This window comes from Roseateles sp. FW301-B2, from assembly GCF_058788955.1.
Map to the genome: position 1 here is coordinate 70046 of NZ_JBYTBE010000008.1, position 8978 is coordinate 79023.

At 69.1% G+C, this 8978-nt stretch carries 8 protein-coding genes; 4 read left to right on the forward strand and 4 right to left on the reverse strand.

What is annotated here, in order from left to right:
• Window positions 1–15: 15 nt before the first annotated feature.
• Window positions 16–747, reverse strand: coding sequence for a helix-turn-helix domain-containing protein (locus AC3WQY_RS07725; protein ID WP_492707184.1), 732 nt, complete (start codon window positions 745–747; stop codon window positions 16–18).
• Window positions 748–888: 141 nt separating this feature from the next.
• Here AC3WQY_RS07725 and AC3WQY_RS07730 point away from each other — a divergent pair, with 141 nt between their 5' ends.
• The gene (locus tag AC3WQY_RS07730) at window positions 889–1452 is read left to right on the forward strand and encodes an outer membrane beta-barrel protein (RefSeq protein ID WP_492707186.1); all 564 of its coding nucleotides are present in this window, start codon (window positions 889–891) and stop codon (window positions 1450–1452) included.
• A gap of 95 nt (window positions 1453–1547) precedes the next feature.
• Here AC3WQY_RS07730 and ispD read toward each other — a convergent pair whose 3' ends face one another.
• Genes ispD through scpC form a run of 3 tightly spaced genes read right to left on the reverse strand, consistent with a single transcriptional unit; the run spans window position 1548 to window position 4757 of the window.
• A complete protein-coding gene (gene ispD, locus AC3WQY_RS07735) occupies window positions 1548–2270 on the reverse strand; it encodes a 2-C-methyl-D-erythritol 4-phosphate cytidylyltransferase (RefSeq protein WP_492707188.1) in 723 nt (240 codons plus the stop codon).
• 10 nt (window positions 2271–2280) lie between these two features.
• A complete protein-coding gene (locus tag AC3WQY_RS07740; RefSeq protein ID WP_492707190.1) occupies window positions 2281–3240 on the reverse strand; it encodes a bestrophin family protein in 960 nt (319 codons plus the stop codon).
• On the reverse strand, window positions 3237–4757 hold the full coding sequence (gene scpC / locus AC3WQY_RS07745) for a succinyl-CoA:acetate CoA-transferase ScpC (protein WP_285231516.1): 1521 nt from the start codon (window positions 4755–4757) through the stop codon (window positions 3237–3239). The genes AC3WQY_RS07740 and scpC overlap by 4 nt, the downstream gene beginning before the upstream one ends.
• Window positions 4758–4867: 110 nt before the next feature.
• Here scpC and AC3WQY_RS07750 point away from each other — a divergent pair, with 110 nt between their 5' ends.
• From AC3WQY_RS07750 to AC3WQY_RS07760, 3 genes are all read left to right on the forward strand, one after another.
• Window positions 4868–5359 carry a cache domain-containing protein gene (locus AC3WQY_RS07750; protein WP_492707192.1) on the forward strand — a complete coding sequence of 164 codons (492 nt, stop codon included), beginning with the start codon at window positions 4868–4870 and terminating at the stop codon, window positions 5357–5359.
• A 1-nt stretch (window position 5360) separates the two neighbouring features.
• On the forward strand, window positions 5361–7907 hold the full coding sequence (locus tag AC3WQY_RS07755) for an ATP-binding protein (protein WP_492707194.1): 2547 nt from the start codon (window positions 5361–5363) through the stop codon (window positions 7905–7907).
• A gap of 12 nt (window positions 7908–7919) precedes the next feature.
• Window positions 7920–8978 (forward strand): RNA methyltransferase (locus AC3WQY_RS07760; RefSeq protein WP_492707196.1); only part of this gene is annotated, 1059 nt, incomplete at its 3' end.

The following is an 8978-nucleotide window of genomic DNA, read 5'->3' on the forward strand; positions in this document are numbered from 1 at the left end:
GCCGTGCCGCGACACTTAGCGCCGCATCGCGGTGAAGGCGGCGAACTCCCAGGAGCGCAGGCCCACCAGCAGGGTGAAGCCATCGCGCGCCTCGGGCTGCAGGCGCTGATCGTCCTGGTGCAGGCGCGCCAGCTCGGCGGCCAGCTGATGGATCTTCTGCACCAGGCCCTTGGCGCTGGGGTCGGAGAGCCGGCCGTGCACGCACAGCAGGGTCTCGCCGGCGCCGTCGAAGCGGCCGGCGAAATAGTCGTCCACCACATGGCTGCGGAAGAACTGCTGCACCGGCCCGTCGGGCTGCCAGCGGAACGCCAGCGACACGCGCAGCCGGTAGCGGTTGAGCGGCTTGAGCTCGATCAGCGAGAGCCGGTCCAGCTTCACCAGGCAGGCGATCAGCTGCGGCTCGCTGAGCCGGTAGGTCTCCAGCATCTGCGCCACGCTCCAATGACCCAGGCAACAGATCGCCACCAGCAGCAGATGCGGGTCCTGCACCAGCGAACGCTCCTGCGCCAGCGTGAGGGTATCGGCCTGCGGTACCGCGTCGGCGGCCTGGCGCAGCACGTCCTCCAGCGCCACGCCCACCGCCTTGCAGACCTGGGCCAGCCGGCTCAGGCTCATATCACCCTGCGAGAACACCCTCTTGATGCTGGACTCGCTCATCCCCAGGCGCTGCGCCAGGGTCTTGTAGGTCACGCCGGCGGCGCGCATCTCGGCCTTCAGCACCTGCATCAACATTTCCGGACCGCTCATCGCTGCTCACCCCTGGTGTGTTGGTATCGAATCCTAGTACCGCCGGGGGCATAAGGCGGTTCGTCACAGCGCCCGCTGGCCGGATCGGCCGGCAGCGGCAACACTGCGCCCCTGTTGGCCCATGGCGGCCAGGGAGCACAGATGAGCGGACGACTGCAAACCCACCTGACCATGCTGCTGGCGATCGTCGCGGCCTGCTTCATGACGAGCCGCGCCGAGGCCGATGTGCTGGTGGGCCCTTATGCGGGCGCGAATGCGGGCGTCTACAGCCGTTACGAGCTGAGCTGCGACCAGGCGCTGGCCTGCGACCGCAGCGCCAAGCTCAGCGGCAAGGTCTACGGCGGCTATGCCTTCGGCCAGTTCGGCTTCGAGGCCATGGCCTTCCAGGTCGGCGCGGCCCAGGGCCAGGCCGGCACCCTGCGCAGCTCGGGCGTGGCCCTGCTGGGCGTGCTGCCGCTCAACAGCGGCGACTTCAGCTTCAAGGGCAAGCTGGGTCTCGCCTATGCGCGCGGTACGGCACAGCGCGACGGCAGCAGCAGCAGCCAGTCCAGCGTGCAGCCGGTGCTGGGCACCAGCTTTGCCTATGCGATCAGCAAGTCCGTGTCGCTCAATGCCGACTGGGACCAGCTGCGCGCCAAGACCGGCAGCGAAGGCCCGCGCACCCGCGTCAATATGTTCTCGCTGGGTCTCAGCGTGCACTTCTAAGGAGGAGAAAACCGGGGCCCGGGATCGACAGCGAAGTGCCGGCGGGCCAGGTCAATTTCAAGCGGCGGCACAGCCGCTTTTTTTTCGGCCGCTATTCAGCCGCGGCTGCGCAGCAGGCGCTCGGCGAGCGCGAAATCCGCCGGCCAGGTGACCTTGAAGTTCTCCAGGCTGCTGGCCACCAGCAGGGGCCGATGGCCGAGGGCCTCGATGGCGCTGGCCTCGTCGGTGACGGCCGCGCCGGCCGACTCGGCATGGGCCAGCGCCGGCTGCAGCAGGCCCAGGCGGAACATCTGTGGCGTCTGCGCCGCCCATTTGCCCTGCCGGTCCACCGTGGCGGACACGCGCCCGCCCTGCTCCGCCTTCAGGGTATCGGCCAGCGGCAGGGCCAGCAGGCCGCCCACCTCGTCGCCCGCGCAGGCGGCCATCAGCTGCTCGACCCAGGCCGGCTGCAGCAGGCAGCGCGCGGCGTCGTGCACCAGCACCCAGTCATGCGGCTGGGCGCCGCGCGCCTGCAGCTCGCGCAGGCCGGCGGCCACGGTGTCGGCGCGCGTGGCGCCACCGCAGCGCGCCACCCAGGCCGTCTCGCCCTCGAACTCGGGCAGCAGGGTCTCGAACTGATCGTCCTCGGGCGACAACACCACCAGGGTGGCGGCAAGACCTGGCACCCGGCGCAGCGCGGCCAGGGTGTGGGCCATCATGGGCCGGCCGCCCAGGCTGACGTACTGCTTGGGGCCGGCGGCGCCGGATCGGGCACCGACGCCCGCCGCCGGCACCAGGGCATAGCAGCGTGGCTGCAGGCCTGTTGCGTAATTGCTCATGCGGCGATTCTCACATCAGGCAATAGTCCACCGGCTGCAGCGGCGGCGGCGTATCGCGCTCGCCCAGGGCCTGGCGCAGGTCGATCTCGATGCCGCGGCAGATCGCGTCCAGCGGCAGGTCGTTGGGCAGCAGGCCGAAGGGCTCCTCGATCTCGTCGCCCAGCGCGTCCAGGCCGAAGAAGGTGTAGGCCACGATGCCCACCACGAAGGGCGTCATGAAGCCGATGCTGTCCACCAGGCCGAAGGGCAGCAGAAAGCAGTAGAGGTAGGCGGTGCGGTGCAGCAGCAGGGTGTAGGAGAAGGGCAGCGGCGAGCTCTTGATGCGCTCGCAGGACGCGGCGGCGGCGCTGATGGCCGAGAGCGTGGCGTCGAGGGCGGCGGCGCGCACCGAGTCCAGCTGGCCGGCCCGGCGGCAGCGCCGCAGGTCTTCGCCCGCCTCCAGCAGCAGGGCCGCGGCCGGATTGGCCAGTCCCGCGACGCGGTGCGCATCCTCGGGCCGCAGCAGCGCCGCCACCTCGCCCTGCACATCGCGCGTGCCGCGCAGCTGGTGCTTGAGCGCCTGCGCCACCGCGATCATGCGGTACAGCAGGCGCACGCGCACATCGCCGAGATCGCCGCGCGGCGGCGGCGCATCTGGCGCCGGGCCGTCGGGCAGGTCGATCAGGCTCAGCGTCTGCCGCGCCAGGTTGCGGCTGCGCAGCAGCAGCTCGCCCCAGAGCTTGCGCGCCTCCCAGTAGCGGTCGTAGGCGGCGTTGTTGCGAAAGCCCAGAAAGATCGCCAGCGGCAGGCCGATGAGGGTGAAGGGAATGGTGGTGAGCGTGATCTTGTGGCTGAACAGATCGCCATGCGACCAGGTCACCGCCACGGCGACCAGCACGTTCACCAACAGCACCCAGCGGATCTGCTTGAGGATGGAGCCCCGCACCACCAGGAACAGGCGCAGGCCCGAGGGACGGTCGCGAACAATCACGGCAGCATGCGCCCTTCGCGCAGATAGCGGCTGTGCCAGGCGAGAGCCTCGTCGAGCAGATGCGGGGTGTGCTGGCCGCCACCACCCTGCCGGGCCCGTTCGAAATAATCCAGCAGCGCGGGCCGGTAGTCGGGGTGGGCGCAGCGCTCGATGACGACGCGCGCGCGCTCCTTGGGCGAGAGCCCGCGCAGATCGGCCAGGCCTTGCTCGGTGACGATGATCTGCACATCGTGCTCGGTATGGTCCACATGCGAGACCATCGGCACGATGCAGGAGATCGCCCCGCCCTTGGCGGTGGACGGTGTCATGAAGATCGACATATAGGCGTTGCGCGCAAAGTCGCCCGAGCCGCCGATGCCGTTCATGATGCTGCTGCCCATCACATGGGTGGAGTTGACGTTGCCGTAGATGTCGGCCTCGATCATCGAGTTCATCGCGATCAGGCCGAGGCGCCGTATCACCTCGGGGTGGTTGCTGATCTCCTGCGGCCGCAGCACGATGCGCTCGCTGAAGAAATCGATCTCGCGCTCGAACAGCTCGGCCGCCGCCGGGCTCAGCGAGAGCGCGGTGGCCGAGGCGCGCGCCAGCTTGCCGGACTGCAGCATCGCCAGCATGCCGTCCTGCAGCACCTCGGTATAGGCGGTCAGATGCTCGAACGGCCCCTCGTTGAGGCCGGCCAGCACGGCGTTCGCGACATTGCCCACGCCCGACTGCAGCGGCAGCAGATCGGACGTGAGCCGGCCCAGCTTGATCTCCTGCTGGAAGAACTCGATCAGGTGCGCGGCGATCGCGCGCGAGTTGGCGTCCGGCTCGGCATAGACCGAGTTGCGATCCGGCTGGCGCGTTTCCACCACCGCGATCACCTTGCTGAGATCGCAATGCAGATAGGGCTCGCCGATGCGGTCGGACACGCGCGTGAGCGGGATGGGCACGCGCCGCGGCGGCAGCTCGGTGCCGTAGTAGATGTCGTGCATGCCGGCCAGGCCCAGGCTCTGCAGCGAGTTGACCTCGAGAATGATCTTGTCGGCCTGGTCCAGCCAGGTCTTGTTGTTGCCCACCGAGGTGGAGGGGATCAGGCGGCCATCGGGCAGCACGCCCGCCACCTCGATCACCGCCACGTCCAGCTTGCCCAGAAAGCCGAACCAGACATACTGGGCCACATGGCTCAGGTGGATGTCGGTGTACTCCATCTCGCCGGCATTGATCTGCTTGCGGCTGGTGGGGTCGGACTGGTAGGGCAGGCGCATCTGCACGCCATGCACGCGCGCCAGCGCGCCGTCGAGCTCGGGGGCGGTGGAGGCGCCGGTCCACAGGCCGATGCGGAAGGGCTCGCCGGCGTCCGCCGCGCGCTCGATGCGGGCCGCCAACGCCTGCGGCACGGCCTTGGGATAGCCGGCACCGGTAAAGCCGCTCATACCCACATTGGCCCCCGAGGGGATCAGCGCGGCGGCGGCCTCGGCAGACATCAGGCGTCCACGTAACTGACTGTTTTGCACACGGTGATCGGATAGCATCATGGGGTGGCCAGGCTGGCGAGTCGCGAAGCCTGCAAGCTTAGCCGGAACTAGGGTTAACACCAGGAAAAGAGTCCGCCATTCGCCCAATCGCCACGCCACAGGTGAACGCCATGCCGAAACTGCCGATGTGCGCCCTCGCCCTGGCCATGCTGGCGGCCGGCGCGAACGCGCAGCCGCCGGGTGCCAGCAGCGAGGAGGATGCGCTGGCGCTGCTGCGCCAGGCGCAGGCCTATCTGAAGGCCAACGGCCTGGACAAGGCCACCGCCGAGTTCAACCGCCTCGACAGCCCCTTCAACAGCCGGAGCGCCATCAACCCGCATGGCGATCTCTACCTCTACAGCGTCGCGCCCGACGGCTTCCAGGCGGTGCATGGCAAGAATCCCAAGATCCGCGGCAAGGTGATGATCGAGATGCGCGACGCCGATGGCTTCTACCTGATCCGCGAATTCGTGCGCCTGTGCTTCCACACCAAGGAGGGCAAGGGCTGGGTGCTATACAAATGGCCGCATCCCATCACCAAGCAGGTGGAGCCCAAGCGCGGCTATGTGGAACGCGTGCCCGAGCTGCCCGAGCTGTGCCTGGGCACCGGCATCTATCGCTAGCATGCCGACCCTGACGCCCCTGCTGAAATCGCTGAACGAGGGTTCACGCGGCGCGCGCCTGGTGCTGCTGTTGTTCGCCGCGCTGATGATGGCGGCGATCGTGGCGCAGACCTGGCTGGCGATCCGCCAGGATCAGGCCATGACGCTGCAGGCCGAGCGCGAGCATGGCCTCACCGCGGTGCGCCTGCTGGAGGAGCATGCCAAGCAGATCCTCACCGACGCCGACGGCAATATCAACTCACTGATGCGCGCCATCGAGCTGGAGCGGCGCGAGCAGCCCGCCAGCGACGCGCTGATACGTTCGGTGCTGACGCGCGCCCAGCCCTTCAACCGCATCCTCACCTCCTTCCAGTTCGTCAACACCCAGGGCGCGGCCGCGGTCAGCACGACCGACTACCCGGCCTACCAGACCGACGCCGACGACCGCGGCTACATCGGCTACCTGCTCAAGCACCCGCTGCAATCGGCGCCGGTGCTGGGCCGGCCCTTCCCGCGCTACTACGACGGCGAGCTGATCCTGCCGCTGGCGCGCAACTACGCCAGCGCGGACGGCGAGTACCACGGCGTGCTGAGCACCGACATCAGCGTGGCCTATTTCAGCAAGTTCTACCGCCACATCGCCGAAGACAGCCACGCCCTCGTCTCGCTGCTGTCGCACGAGGGTTTTCTGATCGTGCGCACCCCGCACAAGGACAGTTATGTGGGTCTGGATGTCTCGGCCTCGCCCACCTTCGCGCGGCTGCGCGGCGCCGACGAGGAAGGCATGTTCGAGGGCAGCAACTTCCTCGACGAGGAGGGCCGCACGCCGCGCCTGTATTTCTACAAGAAGGTGGAGGGCTATCCGCTCACCGCCATCTATGCGCGTGCGATGGACGAGGTGCTGGCGGGCTGGCATATCCGCAGCCGCGACCGCATCGCCTTCGGCGCCGCCATGCTGCTGTTCGTGGGCCTGCTGAGCTTCTTCCTGCTGCGCCATATCCGTCGGCTCGAAAGCTCGCGCATCTCGCTCAAGCAGAGCCAGGCCAAGTTCGCCAACATCTTCCAGCATTCGCCCGTGCCGCTGGCGCTGGTGCGGCTGGCCGACGATTGCTTCATCGAGGCCAACGAGGCCTTTCTGACGCTGTTCGCTTACCGGGCCGAGGACTTCATCGGCCGCACGCCGCTGCAGCTGGGCATCTGGGCCGACTATGCGGACCGCCAGCCCTATCTGGAGCTGCTGGACCGCGACGGCCGCCTCAGCGAGTACGAGGTGACGCTGGTGAACCAGCGCGGCGAATTCATGCGCTGCGTGGTCTCGGCCCAGGTGTTCGAGTCCGACGAGGGCCGCATCCTGATCTTCTCGCCGGTGGACGTGACCCAGCAACGCGCCGCCGAGGGCCGGCTGCGCCAGCTGGAGCTGCAGCTGCGCGAGGCGCAGAAGATGGAGGCCATCGGCACGCTGGCCGGCGGCATCGCGCACGACTTCAACAACATCCTCGCGGCCATCCTGGGCAATGTGGGCATGGCGCGCCAGGACGTGCCCAAGAGCCATCCGGTGCGCGGCTTCCTGGACGAGATCAACAAGGCGGCGGTGCGCGCGCGCGGCCTGGTGCAGCAAATCCTCGCCTTCAGCCGGCGCCAGCCGCACCAGATGCTGGCCCAGCCCTTGCGCCCGATCGTGGCGGAGACCCTCAGCCTGCTGCGCGCCACGCTGCCCGCCCGCGTGGCCCTGGACGCCCAGCTCAGCGACGAGCCCCTGGTGGTCGCGGCCGATGCCACCCAGCTGCAACAGGTGCTGATGAATCTCTGCACCAACGGCTGGCACGCGCTGGTGGGCAGCACCGGGCGCCTCACGGTCGGCTGCGCGCGCCTGCACCTGGGCGGCAACGCCGATGCGCGCCTGTCGCAGCTGCCGCGCGGCGACTACGCCCATCTGTGGGTGGCCGACACCGGCGTCGGCATGTCGGAGGAACTGCAGGCGCGCATCTTCGAGCCCTTCTTCACCACCAAGCCGGTGGGCCAGGGCACCGGCCTGGGTCTGGCGGTGGTGCATGGCATCGTGGCCGCGCACCAGGGTGCCATCACGGTGGACAGCCAGCTCGGCCAGGGCACCACCTTCCACATTCTGCTGCCCCTGGTGGACGAGGTGGCCGCCGATTACGAGGCCCCCAGCTCCCAGGCCGCGGTGCTGGATGGTGGCGGCCAGGAGCATGTGCTCTACCTCGACGACGACGAGGTGATGCTGCTGATGGTGGAGCGCCTGCTCAAGCGCGCCGGCTACCGCGTCAGCTGCTGCCAGCAGGCGGGCGAGGCGCTGACCCTGCTGGCCGACCAGGCGCAGGGCGTGGACCTCTTCATCACCGACTTCAACATGCCCGAGATGTCCGGCCTGGAGGTGGCCGAACTGGTGGCCGAGTTGCGCCCGGGCCTGCCGGTGCTGATCAGCTCGGGCTTCATCACCGACGAGCTGCTGGCCGGGGCCCAGCGCGTCGGCGCGCGCGCAGTGCTGCAAAAGCAGAACACGCTGGAAGAGCTGCCAGGCCTGATCAGGCGCACCCTGCAGGGCTAAACTTCGCCCCCCATGCAAATCAGCAGCTTCCGCCAGCGCCTGCGCGCGCTGGGCGCCAACCCCCAACACGAGCAGCGCGTGCTGCGCGACTGGCTGCTGGGCCGCGGCCATGAGGCCGGGCGCCGCAAGCTGGAGGACTTTCTGCCGCTGCGCCTGCGCGAGGCCCTGCCCGCCCTGGATGCCGAGCTGCAGGGCCTGGCAAGGCTGGTCTCCAGCCACCCGGGCGAGGACGGTTCGGCGCGCCTGCTGGTGGGCCTGGCCGATGGCCAGACGGTAGAAAGCGTGCTGCTGCCGCGCGAGGGCCTGTGCGTCTCCAGTCAGGTGGGTTGCGCGGTGGGCTGCCAGTTCTGCATGACCGGGCGCGACGGCCTGCTGCGCCAGCTCACGAGCGGCGAGATGCTGGCCCAGCTGGTGCTGGCGCGCACGCAGCGGCCGGTCAAGAAGGTGGTGTTCATGGGCATGGGCGAGCCCTCGCACAACCTCGACAACGTGCTGGAGGCCATCGAGCTGATGGGCACGCTGGGCAATATCGGCCACAAGAACCTGGTGTTCTCCACGGTGGGCGACCCGCGCGCCTTCGAGCGCTTGCCGCAAGGCGTGGTCAAACCCGCGCTGGCGCTCTCGCTGCATACCAGCAAGGCGGCGCTGCGCGAGCGCCTGCTGCCGCGCGCGCCGCGCCTCACGCCCGAGGAGTTGGTGGCGGCCGGCGAGCACTATGCGCGCAGCAGCGGCTACCCGATCCAGTACCAATGGACCTTGCTGGAAGGCATCAACGATGGCCCCGACGAGCTCGATGGCATCGTGCGCCTGCTCAAGGGCAAGTACGGCATCCTCAACATGATTCCCTACAACAGCGTGCCCGAGCTGCCCTTCCAGCGCCCCAGCTGGGAGCGGGCGCGCGCCATCGCGGCTGAGCTGCACCAGCGCGGCGTGCTCACCAAGCTGCGCGACTCGGCCGGTCAGGACGTGGATGGCGGCTGCGGGCAGCTGCGCGCCAGGGCGCTGCAAGGCGAAGCGCAGCCGGTGCGGCTGGCGCCGCGGGCGCGCGGCGACCCCGCGCGGCGGGGAATT

What these genes read in the sequence shown, in the direction of transcription:
- AC3WQY_RS07750 (WP_492707192.1), top strand. Translation starts at nt 4,868, where the DNA reads ATGCCGAAACTGCCGATGTGCGCCCTCGCCCTGGCCATGCTGGCGGCC.
- ispD (WP_492707188.1), bottom strand. Translation starts at nt 2,270, where the DNA reads ATGAGCAATTACGCAACAGGCCTGCAGCCACGCTGCTATGCCCTGGTG.
- AC3WQY_RS07755 (WP_492707194.1), top strand. Translation starts at nt 5,361, where the DNA reads ATGCCGACCCTGACGCCCCTGCTGAAATCGCTGAACGAGGGTTCACGC.
- AC3WQY_RS07725 (WP_492707184.1), bottom strand. Translation starts at nt 747, where the DNA reads ATGAGCGGTCCGGAAATGTTGATGCAGGTGCTGAAGGCCGAGATGCGC.
- scpC (WP_285231516.1), bottom strand. Translation starts at nt 4,757, where the DNA reads ATGATGCTATCCGATCACCGTGTGCAAAACAGTCAGTTACGTGGACGC.
- AC3WQY_RS07730 (WP_492707186.1), top strand. Translation starts at nt 889, where the DNA reads ATGAGCGGACGACTGCAAACCCACCTGACCATGCTGCTGGCGATCGTC.